This is a genomic window from Neoroseomonas lacus (assembly GCF_014644535.1).
GTDB lineage: Bacteria > Pseudomonadota > Alphaproteobacteria > Acetobacterales > Acetobacteraceae > Neoroseomonas > Neoroseomonas lacus.
In genome coordinates, this window is record NZ_BMKW01000003.1 from 1 (window position 1) to 19154 (window position 19154).

Below are 19154 nucleotides of genomic sequence, written 5' to 3' on the forward strand. Positions count from 1 at the left end.
CGCGCCGCCGCCGACGATCTTGCGCGCACCGACGCCGCGCGAAGATCTGACGCATCAAGATCAAGCCGCGTGATCGAAATGCCTCTCGCTATCCAAACTCCGCGAATCGCTCAGGCACAAAGCGAATCACAGAACCAAACACTCCAGAATCTCAGCGCGTCACTCAAGACGCAGAACCGTATAAGTAGCGCGTCAGCGGAACCTTGGTGCCATGAGAGCCGCGGACATTCGCTGGTTGCGATTCTGCAACACCAGCCATGGCGCCATCTTGATGTCGACCGGCACCACCAAGGGCTCTCTCACAGTCGATCACCAGGCCTGTTGCATGTGGGCTACACGTTCGGCGCAAAGGTGACGAGCTCGGCACCCTCGTCGACCATGTCGTCCACGGCGTGGCGAACCTGCGCCACCGTGCCATCCATCGGCGCGCGAAGAGTGAGCTCCATCTTCATCGCCTCGAGCACCATGAGTGGCGCGTTCTTCTGAACCGCATCGCCGGGCGCCACCAGCACGCGTGTCACGCGGGCGGGTATCGGGGCGATCACACGGTCCGCGCCCGCCGTTTCGGTGCGCGGCGGGGCGAGCGGGTTCTCGTGGACCAGCGTATGGTTCCCGCCGGCAAGGATGACCGTCAGTTCCGCGCCACGCCGCGCCACGTTGAGGCGGCGAGAGACGCCGTTGACCACAAGCAGCAGCCCGGCCGCATCCTCGGTGAGGCTCGCCTGGACCGCGCCGCCCGGCAATTCAAGACGAAAGCTGCCGTCAGGCAGAGGGTAGGTGCGCAGCGTGACGGCACCGACGTCGCCGCGCCGGAAACGCAGATCCTGATAGCCGTCACCGTTCAGGCGCCACGCATCCACCGCAGCCCAGGGCGACCAGGGATCGCCGGTAACACGCGCCGCGGCCTGGATGGCGGCATCCTGGTTGCGCACGACGGTCAGCGCCGCCGCGGCCCAGATCGCCGTTTCCTCAGCGGGGTCAGGCAGCTGCGTCACCGGCAGCAGCGCCACCCTATGACGCGCGATGAAGCCGGTATCCAGGTCTGCGGCGGCGAATGCAGCATGGCCGGCGATCGCGCGCAGTAGGCCAAGATTGGTCGCGACCCCGACCACCTCGTACTCGGACAAGGCGGCGACCAGGCGCCGCACGGCCGTCGGGCGGTCCTCGCCCCAGACGATCAACTTGGCAATCATCGGGTCGTAGTGCTGGGTGATCACGTCGCCTTCGCGCACGCCGGTGTCCACGCGGACATGACCAGACTGCTCGCGCGGCTGGCGCAGATGCACGAGACGACCTGTTGAAGGCAGGAAGTCGCGCGCGGGATCTTCCGCATAGACGCGCGCCTCGATGGCATGCCCGCGGATCAGGAGTTGGTCCTGGGTCAATGGCAGCTTCTCGCCGGCTGCCACCCGCAGCTGCCATTCCACCAGGTCCTGTCCGGTGACCATCTCGGTGACAGGGTGCTCGACCTGCAGGCGGGTGTTCATCTCCATAAAGTAGAAGGCGTCGCCCTCGGCGATGAACTCGACCGTGCCGGCACCGACATACCGCACCGCCTGCGCAGCGGCGACGGCGGCCTCGCCCATGGCGCGGCGGCGGGCGGGGGCCATGCCGGGCGCCGGCGCTTCCTCGAGGACCTTCTGGTGCCGCCGCTGGATCGAGCAGTCGCGCTCGAACAGCGACACCGCATTGCCCTGCGTGTCGGCGAAGACCTGGATCTCGATATGCCGCGGCCGTGTGAGGTATTTCTCGATCAGCACTCGATCGTCACCGAAGGCAGCGAGTGCCTCACGCTTGGCGCCCTCGACGGCGGCCTCAAGATCCTCCGGCTGTTCGACGATCCGCATGCCCTTGCCACCGCCGCCGGCACTGGCCTTGATCAGTACCGGATAGCCGATCCCCGCGGCGGCCTCGGCCAGGATGGGCAGATCCTGCGCCTCGCCGTGGTAGCCCGGCACCAGCGGCACGCCGGAACGCTGCATCAGCGCCTTGGCCTCGGCCTTGGAGCCCATGGCGCGGATCGCCGCCGCCGGCGGGCCAATGAAGACGAGGCCCGCCGCCGCACAGGCCTCGGCGAAGGCAGCGTTCTCCGACAGGAAGCCGTAGCCAGGATGGATCGCCTCCACACCGGCGCGCCGGGCGGTGGCGATGATCGTCTCGATCGACAGGTAGCTCTGCCGCGCCGGGGCGGGGCCGATCGGCCAGGCTTCGTCGGCAAGGCGCATGTGCCGCGCGTCGGCATCGGCCTCAGAATAGACGGCGACGGTGGCGATGCCGAGGCGTCGCGCGGTGGCGATCACGCGGCAGGCGATTTCGCCGCGATTGGCGATCAGGATCTTGCGGAACATGGTACCCATCACATCCGGAACAGGCCGAAGCGCGTCTGGTGCATCGGCGCATTGAACGCCGCTGATAGCCCGAGCGCCAGCACGCGCCTGGTATCGGCCGGGTCGATCACGCCATCATCCCAAAGCCGTGCGCTCGCGTAGTAGGGGTGGCCCTGCGCCTCGTACTGCTCGCGGATCGGCACCTTGAAGGCGTCCTCCTCCTCGGCCGGCCAGCTGCCGCCGCGCGCCTCGATGCCGTCACGGCGAATGGTGGCGAGCACCGAGGCCGCCTGTTCGCCGCCCATGACGGAGATGCGCGCATTCGGCCACATCCACAGGAAGCGCGGCGAATAGGCTCGGCCGCACATGCCGTAATTGCCGGCACCGAAGCTGCCACCGATGATGACGGTGAATTTTGGCACGGCTGCCGTCGCGACGGCGGTGACCAGCTTCGCGCCATCCTTGGCGATGCCGCCGGCTTCGTATCTGCGACCCACCATGAAACCGGTGATGTTCTGCAGGAACACCAGTGGAATCCCGCGCTGGGCGCACAGCTCGATGAAGTGCGCACCCTTCTGCGCGCTTTCCGAGAATAGGATGCCGTTGTTGGCGATGATGCCGACCGGATAGCCCCAGATATGCGCGAAGCCGCAGACCAACGTCGGACCATAGAGCCGCTTGAACTCGTCGAAGGCACTGCCGTCCACGATGCGCGCGATCACCTCACGCACGTCGTAGGGCGTGCGCAGGTCCGGCGGCACCACGGCGTAGAGCTCTTCCGGATCGAAACGCGGCGGCACGGGCTCGCGCAACTCGACTGGCGGGCGCTTCACCTGATTCAGGCTCGCCACCACCTGGCGCGCGATGCCAAGCGCATGGGGGTCGTTCTCGGCATAGTGGTCGGTCACGCCCGAGACGCGACTGTGCAGGTCGGCGCCGCCGAGATCCTCGGCGGACACCACCTCACCGGTCGCGGCCTTCACCAGCGGCGGACCGGCGAGGAAGATCGTGCCCTGGTTCCGCACGATCACCGACTCATCGGACATCGCTGGCACATAGGCACCGCCGGCGGTGCAGGACCCCATCACCACGGCGATCTGGGCGATGCCCTGCGCCGACATGTTGGCCTGGTTGAAGAAGATGCGGCCGAAATGGTCGCGGCCCGGGAAGACCTCATCCTGGTTCGGCAGGTTGGCGCCGCCGGAATCCACTAGATAGATGCAGGGCAGGTGGTTCTGCTGCGCGATCTCCTGCGCGCGAAGATGCTTCTGCACCGTGATCGGAAAATAGGTGCCGCCCTTCACCGTGGCATCGTTCGCCACGATCATGCATTCCCGGCCGGCGACACGGCCGATGCCGGTGATGATCCCGGCCGAGGGAACCTCGCCACCATACATGCCATGCGCGGCGAGCTGGCCGACCTCGAGGAAGGGCGAGACCGGGTCGATCAGCGTGCGGATGCGGTCGCGCGGCAGCAGCTTGCCGCGCGAGAGATGCCGTTCGCGCGCCGCCTCGCCGCCACCCAGCCGCACCCGGTCGACCGTCTCCCGCAGGTCGTGGACCAGGGCGCGCATCGCCTCGGCATTGGCGTGGCTCTCTGCCGAACGGAGGTCCACGGCGGATTCAATCACGGGCATGGTGTTGCTCCTCCTTGGTAGCGTGGATCGCGATCATGCGCCTGGCTCCGCAGCGATGCGGTCTATGACGCCCAGGCGCCGCAACGCCTCGATCCGCTCCTCGGAGAAGCCAAGATCGCGGCGGAGCACGTCCGCCGTATGCTGGCCGAGCCTCGGCGATGCCTCAAGCGGGGCCTGCGTCTCGCCCGGGAACTTGATGGGGCGTCCCAGCATGCGCAACGTGCCCGCCGCCGGATGTTCGGTCGCCACCACCATCTCCCGCGCCACGGCATGCGGATGCGACAGGGCGGCAGTGACACCCAGGACCGGCGCGTGCGGGACGTCATGCGCTTCGAGTAGCTGCTGCCATTCGGCGACGCTGCGCGTGGCGGTGATGGCCGCGATGCGCGGCTCGATCTCGGCGCGGCGTTCGCGCCGGGCGGACATGGTGGTGAGGCCGGGGTCCTGGCCGAGCTCGGGGCAGCCAAGCGCATTGCACAGCTTCGGCCAGAAGCCGTCGGCCAGGCAGGCGATGATGATCGCGCCATCACTTGCCGGAAAGCCTCCGTAAGGCACCACACTCGGATGCGCCGAACCCATCGGTACCGGGTCTTGGCCATTCAGGAAGGCAAGCTGGGCGAAATAGCCCAGCAGCGACATCGTGCCGTCATAGAGGCTGACATCGATCAGCCGGCCGCGCCCGGTCACCGCTCGCTCATGCAGAGCGGAGAGGATCGCGATGGCGCCGAAGATGCCGCCCGACATGTCGCCGATCGGCAGCCCCATTTTGACCGGCGGCCGGCCCTGTTCCCCGTTCACGCTGAGCACACCCGTCAGCGCCTGCGTCACGATGTCGAAGGATGGCTTGTCGCGCAGCGGCCCGGTCAGGCCGAAGCCGCTGACGGCGCAGTAGATCAGCCTGGGGTTCAGCGCCATCAACGCCTCGGCGCCGAGACCGAGGCGGTCCATCACGCCGGGTCGGAAATTCTCGATCAACACATCGGCCGTAGCGACGAGGTCGCGCAGGATCTCCACGCCCTCGGATTGGCGCAGGTCAAGCACGAGGCTTCGCTTGCCCCGGTTGAGACCGACGAAGTAGTGGCTCTCGCCGCCGATGAACGGTGCGAAGCCGCGCGTTTCGTCGCCATTGCCGGGGGGCTCGACCTTCAGGATCTCCGCACCGAGGTCGCCGAGGAACTGCGTGGCGAGCGGCCCCGCCAACACGCGCGTCAGGTCAATGACACGCAGGCCGGCGAGCGGCCCACCCCAGGCCGTGCCCGTGGCTGCGCTCATCGGCGCGCGGCCGGGCGCTGAACAACGCTGTGCCTCATCGACATCTCTCCCCGGTTTTCCATTGCCGTCGAAGCGGCCAGAGCAGATCCCGTCCGGATGGAATCACCCGGGCGGGTGAAGATGCTCGCTCGAACTGAGCGAGAGCGGTTCCACCCTCGGGGAACTGCTCTAGCCGGCCCTGAGGCCCAGGGTCTCGATGACCGGCTGCCATTTCGAGCGGTCTGCGCGCATCAGCGCGGCGAGCTCTTCCGGCGTGCCGCCGACAGGCTCGGCGCCGCCGCTGACGAGGAAGGCACGCAGCGTGGGATCCGCGAGGCCCGCATTCGACGCCTCGTTCAGCTGGCGAACGATGTCCGCCGGCGTGCCCTTCGGCGCGTAGAACGCGTTCCAGGCGGTGACCTCCACATCGACGCCCTGCTCGCGGAAGGTCAGCACCTCCGGCAGGGATCCCGACCGCCTGGCGAGCGAGACCCCGAGCGGGCGGATGCGGTCGCCATGGATGCCGCCCAGCGAGCTTGCGATGGTGTCCACCACGCCCAGCACGTCTCCGCGCATCCCGCCGGTCAGGGCCTGGGCGCTGCCATTGTAGGGAACCTGCTGGACCTCGATGCCCGCCGCGCGGCGCAGCATCTCGGCCGCCACGCGCGCTGTCGTGCTCGGCACGCCGATCGAGACCTGGCCCGGCCGCGCGCGGGCCGCGGACACGAACTCCGCGAGCGACTTCACTGGTGCATCCTGCGCCGTGTAGAGCACCATGCCGAGACTGAGGATGGCGGCGATCGGCGCGAAATCTGCGACAGGATCGAAGCCGAGCGAGGGAAACATGAACTCGTTCGCCGCATGGGTGGCGTTGGTGCCCCACAGCAGCGTGTAGCCATCCGGCTCCGCCCGGGCGACCAGGGCGGAACCGATGTTGCCGCCGGCGCCCGCGCGGTTCTCCACCACGAAGGGCTGGCTGAAGCGGCGCTGGTAGAATTCGGCGAAGCGCCGGCCGAACAGGTCCGTGCCCTGGCCTGCCGGATAGGGTACGATGAGGCGCACCGGACGGGTGGGCCAGGACTGTGCCAGGGCCGGCCGTGCGAGTGCCGCGGCCATACCGGCCAGCGGCATCGCCAGGATGTTTCTTCTTTTCATTGGACGTCTCCTCCTGCGTTCGTTGTCGCTGCTGTCAGCCGCTGCGCGAAGGCAGCGCGATCGTCCCGCCGCCGAGTACCGAAAGCTCGCCATCCTGGTTGCGCGCTTCCTGTTCCACCTCGATCAGGTGGCGGCCGCCCTCGATCCGCTTGCCGGTTACCTTGCCATCGATGAACAGCAGGTCGCCCTCCGGGTTGTGGCGGCGCAGCTTGCTCGTCGCCCGCACCAGGAAGCCGGTGTCGCCCATCCAGTCGGTCAGCTGATGCGTCAGCCAGGAACAACGCTCGGGGCCGTAATCGTAGGCGCCAGGCGCGCCGACCATGAGCGCCATCTCCGGTTCCCAATGCACGCGCTCGGGGCAGTCGGGAATGTTGAAGCGGTTGCGGATGCCCAGGCCCGGATGCGCTTGTACCTGCTTCCAGGCGAGGCGGTTGGCGCGGATATACAGCCCGCCCCAACCCTGGGCATAGGCGATGAAGCCGGTGACCGTCATAGGGCCCTTTGGCATGGTGGGCAGCGTATCGCCAACCTCGACATCCTCGAAATATCGCGGGGTGTCGCCGCGCGGACGTTCCTCGGAGTACAGGCGCCACACCTTCGCCAGCTCCTCATCCGTGTACCGGCGTTGCGGCTTGGCCTTGACGTCCTTGTACTTGGTGCCGGTCTCACGCGCGGCGTCGCGATCGGTGCGGAAGCACCAGCTCTCGGCATCGGCGACTAGGTCGCCATCCGCACCATAGAACTTCACATGGTAGACCTGCCGGATGGCGCGACCTGCGAAGGCGGTCTCATGCTCGACGATCTCGGCGAGCGAGGCTTCTGTCGTGATCGTCTCATTGCGCCGGACCCAGCGGTGCCACCGCCAGTCGGCGCCTGACCACATGGCATGCACGCCAGGCAGGCCGCCGACATAGCCGGAGATGATGCGGCTGGTGGTGAACAGGAAGCTCGGCAGCGCGACAATGCCGCCGAGCGTGCTGCGCTCCGCATAGGCGGGGTCGCACCACAGCGGATTGTCGTCACCGATGCCGTGGGCGTAGTGGCGGATGTTGTCGCGCGTCGCCTCGTAGCACCAGGGCTGGACGGTGTTCTCGATGGGCTTGCCGATGCGGGCGCGCAGCTCGTCCAGCGCCTGGTCGGTGATCTTCGGGAAAAGCCGGGCGCTCGGTTCGGCGACGATGGTCTCGGACATGACTTCCACTCCTCGGTTCTGGTCGTTCAGGCTGCGGTCGGTGCGCGCGCCGCCTCGGCGTCGCGCAGGACCTTGCGGTTGATCTTGCCGGCGGGCGTCTTGGGCAGTTCCGCCACGAAGGCGACCTGGCGCGGATATTCGTGCTGGCTGAGCCGGGCGCGGGTGAAGTCCTGCAACTCGCGAGCGAAGGCCTCGTCGCCCGGGCGGTTGCTGACGATGAAGGCCTTCACCACCTGGCCGCGCACTGAATCGGGCACGCCGATCGCCGCTGCTTCGCGCACATCGGCGTGCTTGAGCAGCACGTCCTCGATCTCGACGGCGCTCATGGTCCAGCCGGCGGAGATGATGACATCGTCGGCGCGGCCGCCATGATAGAAATAGCCGTCCTCGTCGATGCGCCCGAGATCCTTGGTCGGGACCCATTCGCCGCGGCGCCAGACCTTGATCTCGCCCATCTCGCCGGGCGCACAGGGGCGGCCGTCCGGCGCCTGCACCTCGAGCCGCAGGCCGGGTACCGGCTTGCCGAGCGAGCCAGGCTTCACCAGGAAGTCGGTGGCACCAGGGTAGTTGACCAGCACCACGCCGACCTCGGTGGTGCCGTACATGCTGCAGGCGGGGACGCCGAAGGTTTCGTCGATGAAGCGCAGCGTCTCGCCGTCGATAGGTTCTCCCGTGTAGGACAGCTTGCGGATCGCGAAGCGGAGATCGGACGCGCGGCCGCTCGTCCGCATCATTCGGTAATGCGTCGCCGCCGCCGAGAGGTTGGTGATCCGGTAGTCCTGCAGGGCGCGCATCAGCCGTACCGCGTCGAACTTCCCGGCATAGGTACCGGTGGTCACGCCGAGAGCGAGCGGTGCGAGCGTGCCATGCGCCAGTCCGTGGCCCCAGGCCGGCGAGGAAGGGCAGAAGAACTCATCGCCAGGCCGGATGCCGGTGCCGTAGAGCGCGGCCATCATCAGCACCACTACGGCGCGGTGGGTGTGCTTCACCGCCGCCGGCAATTCCCGCGTCGTACCCGAGGTGTACTGGAACAGCGCCATGTCGTCGGCGCGCGTGCTGACTTGCCAAGCGGTGGGCAGGGCGCCGAGTTCCGCCAGCCAGGCTTCGTCGGCCACCATCACCTCGACGCCTGGGATGCCTGCGGCAGTGCCGGCCTTTTCCGCATTGGTCAGCAGCACGCGCGGCATGCAGTCAGCGACGCGCAGCCGCACGCCTTCCGGACCGAACAAGGTGAACAGCGGCACCGCGATCGCGCCGCGCTTCATCGCGCCGAACATGGCCGCATAGAAGGCAAGGGAGGGGTCGAGCATGATCGCCACGCGGTCACCGGGTCCGATGCCCCGCGCTTCCAGCCAATGAGCGAATTGCGAGGACAGAAGCGCGATCTCGCGGAAGGTGATGGCCTCGTCGCGCCCATCGGCATGGGCGACGCGCACCGCGACGCGGAGGTCATCCGTGGTGTGCCGATCGATGCACTCATGGGCGATGTTGAGCGAGGCGCGGTCGCCGTCGAAGAAGTCCCAGAGGCGGTCCAGCGAGAAGTTCGCCTGCGCGAAGCCATACGCCGTGCTGTCGGTGAGCATTTTCATTGAACGTCTCTCCCGGGCCACTGCCACGTTGCGAGGTTTATCTGCAGCGCACGGGGGTGTTGTCAATAAGCGTTAATTGTTGTATATGGACAACATGAAAAACGACAAAAGATCGGCATTGCCGATGGGCGCAGCGCCGAACCACAACACGCGCCGCGCGGTTGACGCGCCCCAAGCGGAACAGGATGGGCCGCGGGGCGCCGTCATCCGTCAGGTGCCGGCCGTCGCGCGCGCCGCGGCGATCCTCCGCCTGCTGTCGCGCAGCGAAACGCCGCTGGGCGTGCACGCCATCGCACGCGCGCTCAAGCTGGTGCCGAGCACCTGCCTGCACATCCTGCGCGCCCTGGCCGCGGAGGAATTGGTCACCTTCGACCCGGCGACGAAGCGCTACGGCCTGTCGAGCGGAATCGTCGCGCTGGCGCGCGGCATGCTTCGGCACGATCCCTTCAGCAACCTGGCCCAGGCCGTCCTCGACGCGCTCTCCGCCAAGCACGGTGTCACCGCGATTGGTGTCGAGGCGGCGAGCCTCGACCACATCGTGGTGGTCGCGATCTCGCGCCCCGACCACGCGCTCGGCCTCCAGGCGGATGTGGGCAGCCGCTACCCGGCATTGATCAGTGCGAGCGGCCGCTGCATCGCGGCCTTCGGCGGCCATCCCTGGGGCGAAATCGAGAGGCGCTTCCGGGGGCTGCGGTGGGACAACGCACCGACGCTGGCGCAGTGGCGTGCCGATGTCGAAGTGACCCGGCAGACCGGCTACGCGGTGGACGATGGCCGCTACATCGCGGGCGTGACGATCATCGCCGCGCCGGTGCTGCTGCGCGGCCGCATGTCGCATGCGCTGGTGGTGATCGGGGTGGGGGAACAGCTACGTCGGATCGGGTACGCCGAGCTCGGGGAGGAACTCCGCGCGAACGCCGCCGACATGTCGCGGCGCATTGAAGCCCCGTGAGGCGAGAGCTTGCAGCATCTCCCCTGCTGCGGACTCATCGGCAACCTGCCGCTTGGACGCGACGTTGTGCGACCGATGCTTCGTCATGGCATCCATCCTCCGGTAGCCCGGCCACGAGCATCGGATCGCCCATGTTTAGCGCCGGCATCTAGTGGTGCGGATCGAGGTTGAATCGACACGGCTCGTTGGCGCAGGTCTCGCCGATGAATCCATAGGGGGTGAGGCAGCGCAGGCGCTTGAGACGTCGGCCGATGTTGTAGATGGCAACGAAGCCATCGAGCTGGCGCCTGAGCTCGTAGTGGCAGTCGTCGTGGCGGCGTTTGACGGCGGCATCCTTGATGGTGCGGCTCATCCGCTCGACCTGGACCCGCCTGTCTGTCCAGGGATGGTTGATGCCGGTGAGGCGGCGCACGTTGCCATATATTCTCCATGACGTTCAGTTCGGGGGCACGTCGGCGGTAGCGGGAAAAGGGCGATGTTGTCGGGCAGGCATGGCGCGTTCCAGTCGGGAGGGTGGCGACAGGGAGTGAGCTATTCCGCCGCCAGCGAACCGGAGCTGCGCGAGGCAATGACGGCACCCGTCGCCGGTATCAGATCGCGGCCATAGGACAGCGCATCTTCCAGCGGATCGAAGCCACGGATCAGGAAAGTCGAGACACCAACTGCATGGTAGTCGGCCAATGCCTCCGCGACCTGCAGCGGCGTGCCGACCAGGGCGGTGGTGTTTGCACCGGCGCCGACCGCGCTGGCGACTTCCGTCCACAGGCGCTTGTCACGCACCGCGCCACCCGAAGCGGCTTCGAGAAGCCGGCGGGACCCCTCGCTCTCCGGCTTCGGATTGGTCTTGCCAAATCGATCTCCGCGCAGCTCTCGAATGCGCTCGAGGATGCGTCGCGCCCGCGCCCAGGCGGCTTCCTCGGTGCCCGCCAGCACGGGGCGGACGGAAAGGCTGAAGCGGATGGACGCAGCATCCCGCCCCGCCCGCACCGCGCTCGCGCGCACCTTGGCGATGGTCTCGCGCGCCTGGTCCAGCGTCTCGCCCCAGAAGGCATAGACATCGGCGTGTCGGCCGGCCGCCTCGATCGCCGCGTCGGAGGAGCCGCCGAAGAAGATCGGCGGGTAGGGCGTCTGCACTGGCTTGATCTCGGAGAAGGCACCGCGCAGCCGGTAATGCGCGCCATCATGATCGAACGGCGCGTCGCTGCTCCAGACGCGACGGAGCAGGCCGACATATTCGTCGCTGCGGGCGTAGCGCTGATCGTGGTCGAGGAAGTCGCCGTCTTGCTGCTGTTCCGCCGGGTTGCCGCCGGTGATGACGTGGATCGCCGCGCGCCCGCCGCTCAACTGGTCGAAGGTGGCGAATTGCCGCGCGGCGAGCGTCGGCGCGATGAAGCCCGGCCGGTGCGCGACCATGAAGCCGATCCGCTTCGTATGGGCGGCCGCGTGGCTGGCGACCAGTAGCGTGTCCGGGTGCGTCGAATGCCAGGCGACGAGGATGCGGTCGAAGCCGCCATCCTCATGCGCGCGCGCCAGCTTCACCACGTATTCTGGATCGAGGATCGGGCCGGCCGGCGGATGGATCTCCGAGGCATGTCGATGGGAGATCATGCCGATGAATTCGAGTGGATGCTGCGTCATGGGTGTCGGGCTCCGGATACGTCAGGCGATGGACAGGCGGCGCAGCGCAAGGCCCGTGGCGGCATGGTCGGCGGCGACGCGCTCGGCCAGAACGTCGGGGCTGAGCGCCACGGGGCGCAGCCCGAAGCGATGCAGCGCGGCATTGACCTCGGCTTCGCCCAGCGCGTCGTTGAAGGCGCGGTTGAGCCGAGCGACGACCTCGGGCGGCGTGCCCGCCGGCGCGAACAGCGCGAACCAGCCGCCGGACGGCCAATTGCGGCCGACGCCGAGTTCCCCCGCCGTCGGCAGATCCGGGAAGGCGTCCCAGCGATCTTCCCCCAGCGTCGCCAGGGCGCGCAGCCGGCCGGAGACGACATGCGGTGCGGTGATCGGATCCAGCATCACGTGGCAGTCGCCGGTGACGACACTGGTCGCCGCCGGTGCGCTGCCCGGGAACGGCACGTGCACCGCCTCGAAGCCACCTTCATCGGCCAGTAGCGCACCGCGCAGATGGCCCGCCGAGCCGATGCCCGCGGAGGCGTAGTTCAACTCGCCCGGATGCTGCCTGCCATAGTCGATCAACTCCGCCAGGCTGCGCACCGGCAGCTTCGGGTTGACCGCGATGAGGCTGAAGCTCTCCCCCGCCGAGGCAACCGCGGCGAAGGCGGTCAGCGGATCGTAGCCGACGGCACCCAAATGCGGGGCGATGGTCAGGTTGCCTGCGGAAGCGTTGAGCAAGGTGTAGCCGTCAGGCCTGCTGTCGGCGACGAAGCGCGAGCCCACGGCGCCGCCCGCCCCGGCGCGGTTCTCCACCACCACCGGCACGCCGAGCCGCGCCTGCAATGCGCGCGCCATGGTGCGCGAGACGTTGTCGTTCGTCGCGCCTGGCGGGAAGGGGCAGATGTAGCGGATCGGCCGCGACGGGAAGGGTTCTGCGGCGCGCGCGATGGCCGGCAGCGCGAGGCTCGCCGCGAACAAGGTGCGGCGCGTGGGGCGAAGGAAAGTCATGCCGGAAGGTTCCTGGAGGCTTGGCTGTGGGACAAAGCGAGGCGGCCGGCCGCGAGATGCGCGGCGTCGGCGGTCGGCACATGGACGCGGGCGGCCTGCACGTCCCGCCAGTGGCGTTCGAGCGGCAAGGCGCGGTCATGCGCGTGGTTGCCCGCGAGGGAGACGGCGCGTTCGACGGCACGCACGGCATTTTCGGCGAGCGTCACCTTGTGCAGGCTGCTCTCCGCCGTGGTCGGCGGATGGCCGGAATCGGTAGCGAAGGCGACGGCCTCAGTGATGCGCGCATTGGCGGCGAGCAGGGCCTCGATCTCCCCCACCGCTTCCTGCACACGCGGCAGGGTCGCCAGCGGCGCGCCGAGGCTGCCCGGCACGCGGTCATGCAGGAAGCCCAGGATCCAGCGCCGGGCTGCATGCGCCACGCCGGTGTAGACGGCGGCGACCAGCGTCGTGGACCAGGCCGACTGCGTGGCGTCCGGCCGGCTCCATTCCGCTGCGGGGACGAGGCCGATGCCGTGGTCGAGCGGCACAGCGACATCGGCGAAGACGACGTCATGGCTGCCGGAGGCGCGCATGCCGAGATGGTTCCAGGTCTCGACCACCTCGACGCCGCTGGAATCGGCGGGGACGAGGAAGTTGCCGATGCGCGGTACGTCTTCATCCGTGCGTGCCAGCACCTCCATCCAGCGCAGCCCCGGCGCGCCGGTCGCATAGCGTTTGCGGCCGGTGATCGACCAATGGCCGACGCGCAGTCGTGCCGTCGTGGCCGGCAGGCCACCGTGGGTGGGTGAACCGAGTTCGGGCTCGACACGCAACACATTGATCAGCGCGCCCGAGGTGACCGCATCCCGCCCGATGCGCTGGCGGAGTTCCAGCGGCCAGGCCGCGCTGCGGGCGATTGCTGCCTGGCGGATGAACTGCATGGCGAGCACGAGGGCGGTGGCGGGGCAGGCCTCGCCCACCTTGGCGACGGCCTCCGCCGCCAGAGCGAGCCCACCACCGCCGCCGCCGAGCGCGGTCGGCACCGTCAGCGAGAGGATGCCGGTCAGGTGAAGCCGCTCGATGCTGTCGAAGGGGAAGCTGCCGTCACGATCGTGTCGCGCGGCGGCTTGCGCGATCGCATTGAGCACGGGCGTCAGCCGGTCGAGACCCGGCCCCACCGGCGTCCGGCCGGCTGCGTCATGCCCGAGGGCCGGCGCCTGGAAAGCAAGGGTGCTGCCCGCATTCATCGGTGCTGCTCCGAGCCGGTCTCGGTCGGCAGGGTGGCGCGTGCGCCGGTCATGAGGGATTGACGATCGGTCATCGTGCAAAAGGCCTCTGCTGAAGGTTGCGGGGGCCTGCGCCTGCGGTCAGGGAAAGGCGCGGGGCGTTGGGGCGTGAGAGGCGTCGCTGGTCTTCGCGACCTTCAGCCAGGCCGGGAGCGGCACCGCATCATGCCCAGGCGGTGGTGCGGGGTGTGGTCCCGATACGTCCTGGATGTCGCGATGATGGTGCGGATCATGGTACCGTTGCCCTCGGTGTGGTGCGGCTTCGACGGCGCGATGTTCGGCACCAAGGCGTAGTGCAGTCAAAGAAAAAACGATAAAAAAAAGTATTTTATTCGTTCGGACAGGATGGCGATGGCCGATGCGATCGGCTGACGGGGCCGCGGAGAATGTCTTGCGCAGCGCGCGCCAGCTCGGCAACCGAACAGCCACCAGACTCAACAAATCTGATAGTGTTCAGGAAGCTCTTCGTGCGGCACATCGTCCAGATCCGATGCCGGGAGGCGATCATTTCCTCCCCCGCCGCTCAGGAAGGAAGCACGCGCCGGTTCCGTCCTCGATCGGGGTTTAAAAATCTCACGGTTGTAGATCGTGTTTTGTGGGCGGAGGATGCCGGATGACGACACCATTCCGGAATCTCCACGATGAGCTTTCTCGCCGCCACTGACGGCCCACGCCCGGGCGAAGTCTGGCTTGTCGGTGCCGGACCGGGCGACCCCGAGCTGCTGACGCTGCGAGCCGCCAATGCGTTGCGCCGCGCCGATCTGGTGCTGCACGACGCGTTGCCCGGCCGCGGCGTGCTGCGCCTTGTACGCGCAGGCGCCACTATCGTCCCGGTGGGCAAGCGCAAGGCGGCACAGGCCACCCCGCAATCGGCCATCATCGCCCGCATGATCGCCGGCGCACGGGCCGGGCAGCGCGTGGTCCGCCTGAAGGGCGGCGACCCTTTCCTGTTTGGTCGAGGCGGCGAGGAGGCGGCCGCGCTGGCCGCGGCCGGCATCATCTGGCGTGTCGTGCCCGGCGTGACCGCCGGAACCGCAGCTCCGGCCGCGGCGGGCATCCCGATCACCCATCGCGGCATTGCGAGCGCGGTCACCTTCGTTACCGGACATGACGAGAGCGGCCGCCTGCCCAACTCGCTGGATTGGGAGGCGTTGGCGCGCAGCGGCGCCACGCTGGTCGCCTTCATGGCGCTGTCCTGCCTCGACGAAATGGCGGTACGCCTGATCTCGGCGGGGCTGCCGGCCGGCACGCCGGTCTCGGTGATCTCCCAGGCCTCGCTGCCTGGCCAGACGACGGTCGCGACCACGCTCGGGGCTTGCACCCTCGCGGTGCGCCGCGCTGCGACGCCGACCCCGGCCCTGGTGGTTATTGGCCAGGTTGCGGCGCTGGGCGGCGCGTTCGGCCAGTCGGCGAACGAGAGCCCGCATATCGCTCGCGCTGCCGTCGCGATGTCCTGAACCCTGCGCGCATGTCGACGGATGGGGGCCAGGCACCGAGGCTCGCGTCAGCACTCGCCTTCGATGCTGTGCTGACGCTCACGCCGGATCTGCTGGAGGCCTATGGGCTGACCGGCGCGGGCCACGACGCGGAAGCGGCGGCGCGGCTGGCGGTCGAACGGCTGCCGGGCGCCGTGGCGGTCCGTGTGGAATGGCGCGGTCCCGTGCCGGACCAGCCGGCGCCGCCGCTCGTGACGGTCCATCCGCTTGGCAGCAGCGCCGAACTCGGCCTGCATCATGGGCGCGCCCTGGCCGATCTTGCGACTGCCTCGGTACGCGCGGCGTTGCAGGCGCTGTCGCGTCGATAGGCCTCTCGCGTCAGATGGCGAAGTTCAGCGGTTCGACGATGGCGCGCCGGATCCCGGCGGCCTGTGCCCGCCGCAGCAGATCCTCGATCGTGATGCTGGCGAGCTGGCTGCGGAGTTCGACATCGAGCTCATGCCAGAAGGGCGCCAGCACGGCGGTCTGCAGGCGGCCCGTCAGGTCGGGTGGCGCATCGGCGTCCTCCTGGACAGAGGCAACGATGTCGGAGAGCCGCAGGTCGCGTGGTCGGCGGCCGAGCCGGTAGCCGCCGCGCGGCCCACGCACGCTCTCCAGTAGCCCGGCGCGGGACAGGCCCTGGAACACAGGCTCGATGCCGCGTCGCGCGGCGCCGAGCCGTTCCGCGATTTCGGCGCCGCCGACCAACTCTCCGGTGCGGCCGGCGTGGAAGGCGACGTCCAACATGATGGCAATGCCCGTGAGCGCACGGTCGCGGCGCAGCAGCATGATTTCTCCCGGCGTTCCCCTTGGTAGTACCAAGTTCTCTACGACGGACTGCTGTGGAATGCGAGCGATGGCCGGTCACCTGGCCGGCCCGGCAGCCCCTGAACCCTGGCCGCCTGATGTGATAGGCTGCCCGCCATGCCAGACGGACCTTCCCCTCGCCGCCGTGCGAAGTCGCGCCAAGTCGAAGCGGCAGCCCTCGCGCCCCCGCGCGGACGGCTGTTCGGCAGCATTCTCGAAACCATCGGCGGGACCCCGCTGGTGCTGCTGCCGCGGATTGGCGCGGCTGAAGGGCTGGCTGCGCGCATCGCGCTGAAGCTCGAATTCTTCAATCCGCTTGGGTCGGTGAAGGACCGGATCGGCCTTGCCATGGTCGAGGCAGCCGAGCGCGCCGGGTTGATCGCGCCGGGCCGCTCCGTGCTGGTCGAGCCGACCTCGGGCAATACGGGCATCGCGCTGGCTTTCGTCGCCGCCGCGAAGGGCTATCGGCTCATCGTGGTGATGCCGGATGGGGCCAGCATCGAGCGGCGCCGCATGATGCGCCTGATGGGCGCGGAGCTGGAACTGACTTCGGCCAAGCGCGGCATGTCCGGCGCCATCGCCAAGGCCGAGGCCATCCTGGTGGCGACGCCCGGCGCCTGGATGCCGCGGCAGTTCGACAACCCGGCCAATCCGGACATCCACGCCGCCACCACCGCCGAGGAAATTTGGGCGGATACCGCCGGCGAGGTCGACGCCGTGGTCGGTGGCCTGGGCACCGGCGGCACCATCACCGGCATTGCCCGCGCGCTGAAGCCGCGCCGGAAGGGCCTGCGGATCATCGGTGTCGAACCGGCGGAAAGCGCCGTGCTGTCGGGTGACGATCCAGGGCCGCATGACATCCAGGGTATCGGCCCGGGCTTCAAGCCGGCGGTGCTGGACCTCGCCTGCCTGGACGCGGTGATGCGCGTGTCGGAGCGCGAGGCGCTGGAGACCGCGCGGCGCTGCGCCCGGGAGGAAGGGCTGCCGGTTGGCATCTCCTCCGGTGCCGCCCTGGCGGGAGCGATCACGGTGGCGCGGGAACCATCGATGGCGGGTAAGCTCATCGTCGCGATCGCGCCCTCCTTTGCCGAACGGTACCTCTCGACACGGCTGTTCGCCGGCTTCTGACGAAAAGGCGGCCGGGACCCCACAGGTATCCCGGCCAAGACTCCGGGAGGAAGCGTCCTTACACACGGCCGCTAAGACACGGCCCGCCGGATGGCGGCAGACCGCTCCGCCGACGGCAGGCGGAGTTCATGCACGCTTCCCGGTCGCGCAGCCACGGGAACCGCTACAAATGGTGATGCTATCCGGCCACCACCCAAGGCTGCGCTACGGATAGCGGCCCCACGGGCCGTTCCCCGATGACGGCGCTGCGATGCAGCCGGATCACCCCGCCGGGGGCAGAGGCGACCACGCGATGCAGCAGCAGGGCGTTGTCCCACAGCAACAGGTCGCCCGGCTGCCAGGCGTGCCTGTAGACAACGGCCGGATCGGTTGCGGCGGCGAGCAATCGGGCGAGCAGGCGGTCGCCTTCCTCCTCGCTGGTGCCGAGCAGACGCGTCGTGGTGCCCTCGTTGACGAACAGGCTACGGCGGCCGCTCACCGGATCGAGCCTGATCACCGGATGCACCGCCGGCGGATGCGTGGCCCGCTGCGGGCCGCCCAGGGGCGCGCGTGCACGCCATCCCGGTGCGTCGCCGCGGCAGCGCCGGTCACGGTCGTGCTCGGCCTCGAGATACTCGATGCGCCAGCGCAGCCACGGGTCGAGCAGATCATGGGCCAGGCCCTGATGCGCGAACAGGATCTCCCCCGGCGCGGCGGGAAGGTGCTCCGCCCGCAGGAGGGACAGCCTGGTCGGCGCCGACCGCCAAGTCAGGTCGGCATGCCAGGCGAGGCCGGCATCGCCGAGGCCCTGGTGCGTGTCGGCATTGCCTTCGACCACGATCTCGGGCCGCTCCGCGTGGCGGGCATGCTCGAGCGCATGGATCTCCGGCCGGCCGAGCCGTCGCGTCACCGCGGCCTGCGCTGCCGGCGGCAGCACCTGGTCGCGCAACACGACCAGCCCATGCGTGGCGACGAGACCGCGTAGGTTCTCGAACATCACCTCGCCGGCGTCCGGGCTGATGGACCAGCCCTGCAGGGCAATGCCGAAGCCCGCGTGCAGAATCGTCGCTGCGGGCTGGTCATCCTGTGGCGGTTGCTTGGATGCAGCGCTCATGGGTGGATCGCCGACTGCAGCAGCGCCTCGGCGATGGCCGGGTCCTGCGGTGGGATGGCGGTGTGCAACACCATGCCGCCGGCAGCGGCGAGGATGGCGGTGAGCCAGTCGATCGCGCCCGGCGCGAGGTCGGGCATGAACAGCATGCTGGTCATGGTCCACTGACCCGCAGAAGACCAAGTGCTTCCAGCAGCGCGAAGAGCGCGACGCCGCTGCCCAGCGCGCGCAAGGTGAGCGAGATCATGCCTGCCCCCCGACCGTGCTGCGGCCGCGGTCGAGCACGAGCAGGGCGACGCGTTCGGCCTCGGCCGGCGTGCCGAAGCAGCGGCCGTGCAGATCCTCGACGCGGGGGTCGATCGCGGTGAACAGCCAGCCACGGTCCGCCGTGGTGGCGACGCCGAGCAGGCGGCCTTTCTCGATGATGGTTCGTGACTGGATCATGCCGATCCTCCGCCGGCGCGGTGCGGCGCCGGTCGCTGCGATACGGGAAGGGGAGGGGTGGTCGGCGGCTCAGCCGCCGCGACGCATTCGACAGCGCCGACAGGCCCCGTGCGCGTGGCCCGGGCCAAGGCGCTGTGGCGTATCTGCTCGCGTCGCGATCTGCATCGTTCCCATCTCCGCGGGGGCCTCGCCCCGGTCATCGGCAGGCGTATTTCAC

Annotated in this window: 18 protein-coding genes and 1 pseudogene; 5 read left to right on the forward strand and 14 right to left on the reverse strand. The window is 68.9% G+C overall.

What is annotated here, in order from left to right:
- Positions 1 to 332: 332 nt before the first annotated feature.
- The 6 genes from IEY36_RS06480 to IEY36_RS06505 form a co-directional block, all read right to left on the reverse strand.
- Positions 333 to 2348, reverse strand: coding sequence for an acetyl-CoA carboxylase biotin carboxylase subunit (locus IEY36_RS06480; RefSeq protein ID WP_188966141.1), 2016 nt, complete (start codon positions 2346 to 2348; stop codon positions 333 to 335).
- A gap of 8 nt (positions 2349 to 2356) precedes the next feature.
- Positions 2357 to 3964 carry a carboxyl transferase domain-containing protein gene (locus IEY36_RS06485; RefSeq protein WP_188966142.1) on the reverse strand — a complete coding sequence of 536 codons (1608 nt, stop codon included), beginning with the start codon at positions 3962 to 3964 and terminating at the stop codon, positions 2357 to 2359.
- 33 nt (positions 3965 to 3997) lie between these two features.
- Complete coding sequence (locus IEY36_RS06490; RefSeq protein ID WP_188966143.1) at positions 3998 to 5236, reverse strand: CaiB/BaiF CoA transferase family protein; 1239 nt, start codon at positions 5234 to 5236, stop codon at positions 3998 to 4000.
- Between the two features lie 168 nt (positions 5237 to 5404).
- A complete protein-coding gene (locus IEY36_RS06495; RefSeq protein WP_188966144.1) occupies positions 5405 to 6370 on the reverse strand; it encodes a Bug family tripartite tricarboxylate transporter substrate binding protein in 966 nt (321 codons plus the stop codon).
- A gap of 34 nt (positions 6371 to 6404) precedes the next feature.
- A complete protein-coding gene (locus IEY36_RS06500; protein WP_188966145.1) occupies positions 6405 to 7562 on the reverse strand; it encodes an FAS1-like dehydratase domain-containing protein in 1158 nt (385 codons plus the stop codon).
- A 26-nt stretch (positions 7563 to 7588) separates the two neighbouring features.
- Positions 7589 to 9151, reverse strand: a complete 1563-nt coding sequence (locus IEY36_RS06505; RefSeq protein ID WP_188966146.1) for an acyl-CoA synthetase — start codon at positions 9149 to 9151, stop codon at positions 7589 to 7591.
- A 124-nt stretch (positions 9152 to 9275) separates the two neighbouring features.
- Between IEY36_RS06505 and IEY36_RS06510 the strand changes: the two genes are divergently transcribed.
- A complete protein-coding gene (locus IEY36_RS06510; RefSeq protein WP_188966147.1) occupies positions 9276 to 10103 on the forward strand; it encodes an IclR family transcriptional regulator in 828 nt (275 codons plus the stop codon).
- A gap of 148 nt (positions 10104 to 10251) precedes the next feature.
- On the opposite strand, the pseudogene IEY36_RS06515 reads toward IEY36_RS06510, so the two are convergent.
- The 4 genes and pseudogenes from IEY36_RS06515 to IEY36_RS06530 form a co-directional block, all read right to left on the reverse strand.
- Positions 10252 to 10509: pseudogene (locus IEY36_RS06515) on the reverse strand (IS481 family transposase); the annotation flags it as partial.
- Positions 10510 to 10634: 125 nt separating this feature from the next.
- Positions 10635 to 11741, reverse strand: coding sequence for an LLM class flavin-dependent oxidoreductase (locus IEY36_RS06520; protein WP_188966149.1), 1107 nt, complete (start codon positions 11739 to 11741; stop codon positions 10635 to 10637).
- Between the two features lie 21 nt (positions 11742 to 11762).
- Entirely contained in the window at positions 11763 to 12728 is a 966-nt protein-coding gene (locus IEY36_RS06525; RefSeq protein ID WP_188966150.1) for a Bug family tripartite tricarboxylate transporter substrate binding protein, read from the reverse strand.
- The gene (locus IEY36_RS06530) at positions 12725 to 13954 is read right to left on the reverse strand and encodes an acyl-CoA dehydrogenase family protein (RefSeq protein WP_188966151.1); all 1230 of its coding nucleotides are present in this window, start codon (positions 13952 to 13954) and stop codon (positions 12725 to 12727) included. The genes IEY36_RS06525 and IEY36_RS06530 overlap by 4 nt, the downstream gene beginning before the upstream one ends.
- Positions 13955 to 14158: 204 nt before the next feature.
- Here IEY36_RS06530 and IEY36_RS31085 point away from each other — a divergent pair, with 204 nt between their 5' ends.
- The 3 genes from IEY36_RS31085 (at position 14159) to IEY36_RS06540 (ending at position 15797) form a co-directional block, all read left to right on the forward strand.
- Complete coding sequence (locus IEY36_RS31085; RefSeq protein ID WP_268238105.1) at positions 14159 to 14287, forward strand: hypothetical protein; 129 nt, start codon at positions 14159 to 14161, stop codon at positions 14285 to 14287.
- A gap of 347 nt (positions 14288 to 14634) precedes the next feature.
- The gene (gene cobA, locus IEY36_RS06535; protein WP_188966152.1) at positions 14635 to 15450 is read left to right on the forward strand and encodes a uroporphyrinogen-III C-methyltransferase; all 816 of its coding nucleotides are present in this window, start codon (positions 14635 to 14637) and stop codon (positions 15448 to 15450) included.
- 11 nt (positions 15451 to 15461) lie between these two features.
- Entirely contained in the window at positions 15462 to 15797 is a 336-nt protein-coding gene (locus IEY36_RS06540; protein ID WP_188966153.1) for a hypothetical protein, read from the forward strand.
- Positions 15798 to 15807: 10 nt separating this feature from the next.
- Here the strand turns inward: IEY36_RS06540 and IEY36_RS06545 are convergent, their stop codons facing one another.
- Positions 15808 to 16257 carry an RrF2 family transcriptional regulator gene (locus tag IEY36_RS06545; protein WP_188966154.1) on the reverse strand — a complete coding sequence of 150 codons (450 nt, stop codon included), beginning with the start codon at positions 16255 to 16257 and terminating at the stop codon, positions 15808 to 15810.
- A 135-nt stretch (positions 16258 to 16392) separates the two neighbouring features.
- On the opposite strand from IEY36_RS06545, the gene cysK reads away from it, so the two are divergent.
- Complete coding sequence (gene cysK, locus IEY36_RS06550) at positions 16393 to 17403, forward strand: cysteine synthase A (RefSeq protein WP_188966155.1); 1011 nt, start codon at positions 16393 to 16395, stop codon at positions 17401 to 17403.
- Between the two features lie 178 nt (positions 17404 to 17581).
- Here cysK and IEY36_RS06555 read toward each other — a convergent pair whose 3' ends face one another.
- The 3 genes from IEY36_RS06555 to IEY36_RS06565 form a co-directional block, all read right to left on the reverse strand.
- Positions 17582 to 18496: a TauD/TfdA dioxygenase family protein gene (locus IEY36_RS06555; protein ID WP_188966156.1), complete on the reverse strand. Its 915-nt coding sequence runs from the start codon at positions 18494 to 18496 to the stop codon at positions 17582 to 17584.
- Complete coding sequence (locus IEY36_RS06560; protein ID WP_188966157.1) at positions 18493 to 18651, reverse strand: hypothetical protein; 159 nt, start codon at positions 18649 to 18651, stop codon at positions 18493 to 18495. Before IEY36_RS06560 ends, IEY36_RS06555 begins: the two co-directional genes overlap by 4 nt.
- 85 nt (positions 18652 to 18736) lie before the next feature.
- Positions 18737 to 18937: a hypothetical protein gene (locus IEY36_RS06565; protein ID WP_188966158.1), complete on the reverse strand. Its 201-nt coding sequence runs from the start codon at positions 18935 to 18937 to the stop codon at positions 18737 to 18739.
- Positions 18938 to 19154: the final 217 nt, after the last annotated feature.

What these genes read in the sequence shown, in the direction of transcription:
- IEY36_RS06480 (WP_188966141.1), bottom strand. Translation starts at nt 2,348, where the DNA reads ATGTTCCGCAAGATCCTGATCGCCAATCGCGGCGAAATCGCCTGCCGC.
- IEY36_RS06485 (WP_188966142.1), bottom strand. Translation starts at nt 3,964, where the DNA reads ATGCCCGTGATTGAATCCGCCGTGGACCTCCGTTCGGCAGAGAGCCAC.
- IEY36_RS06490 (WP_188966143.1), bottom strand. Translation starts at nt 5,236, where the DNA reads ATGAGCGCAGCCACGGGCACGGCCTGGGGTGGGCCGCTCGCCGGCCTG.
- IEY36_RS06495 (WP_188966144.1), bottom strand. Translation starts at nt 6,370, where the DNA reads ATGAAAAGAAGAAACATCCTGGCGATGCCGCTGGCCGGTATGGCCGCG.
- IEY36_RS06500 (WP_188966145.1), bottom strand. Translation starts at nt 7,562, where the DNA reads ATGTCCGAGACCATCGTCGCCGAACCGAGCGCCCGGCTTTTCCCGAAG.
- IEY36_RS06505 (WP_188966146.1), bottom strand. Translation starts at nt 9,151, where the DNA reads ATGAAAATGCTCACCGACAGCACGGCGTATGGCTTCGCGCAGGCGAAC.
- IEY36_RS06510 (WP_188966147.1), top strand. Translation starts at nt 9,276, where the DNA reads ATGGGCGCAGCGCCGAACCACAACACGCGCCGCGCGGTTGACGCGCCC.
- IEY36_RS06520 (WP_188966149.1), bottom strand. Translation starts at nt 11,741, where the DNA reads ATGACGCAGCATCCACTCGAATTCATCGGCATGATCTCCCATCGACAT.
- IEY36_RS06525 (WP_188966150.1), bottom strand. Translation starts at nt 12,728, where the DNA reads ATGACTTTCCTTCGCCCCACGCGCCGCACCTTGTTCGCGGCGAGCCTC.
- IEY36_RS06530 (WP_188966151.1), bottom strand. Translation starts at nt 13,954, where the DNA reads ATGAATGCGGGCAGCACCCTTGCTTTCCAGGCGCCGGCCCTCGGGCAT.
- IEY36_RS31085 (WP_268238105.1), top strand. Translation starts at nt 14,159, where the DNA reads ATGCCCAGGCGGTGGTGCGGGGTGTGGTCCCGATACGTCCTGGATGTC.
- cobA (WP_188966152.1), top strand. Translation starts at nt 14,635, where the DNA reads ATGAGCTTTCTCGCCGCCACTGACGGCCCACGCCCGGGCGAAGTCTGG.
- IEY36_RS06540 (WP_188966153.1), top strand. Translation starts at nt 15,462, where the DNA reads ATGTCGACGGATGGGGGCCAGGCACCGAGGCTCGCGTCAGCACTCGCC.
- IEY36_RS06545 (WP_188966154.1), bottom strand. Translation starts at nt 16,257, where the DNA reads ATGCTGCTGCGCCGCGACCGTGCGCTCACGGGCATTGCCATCATGTTG.
- cysK (WP_188966155.1), top strand. Translation starts at nt 16,393, where the DNA reads ATGCCAGACGGACCTTCCCCTCGCCGCCGTGCGAAGTCGCGCCAAGTC.
- IEY36_RS06555 (WP_188966156.1), bottom strand. Translation starts at nt 18,496, where the DNA reads ATGAGCGCTGCATCCAAGCAACCGCCACAGGATGACCAGCCCGCAGCG.
- IEY36_RS06560 (WP_188966157.1), bottom strand. Translation starts at nt 18,651, where the DNA reads ATGACCAGCATGCTGTTCATGCCCGACCTCGCGCCGGGCGCGATCGAC.
- IEY36_RS06565 (WP_188966158.1), bottom strand. Translation starts at nt 18,937, where the DNA reads ATGATCCAGTCACGAACCATCATCGAGAAAGGCCGCCTGCTCGGCGTC.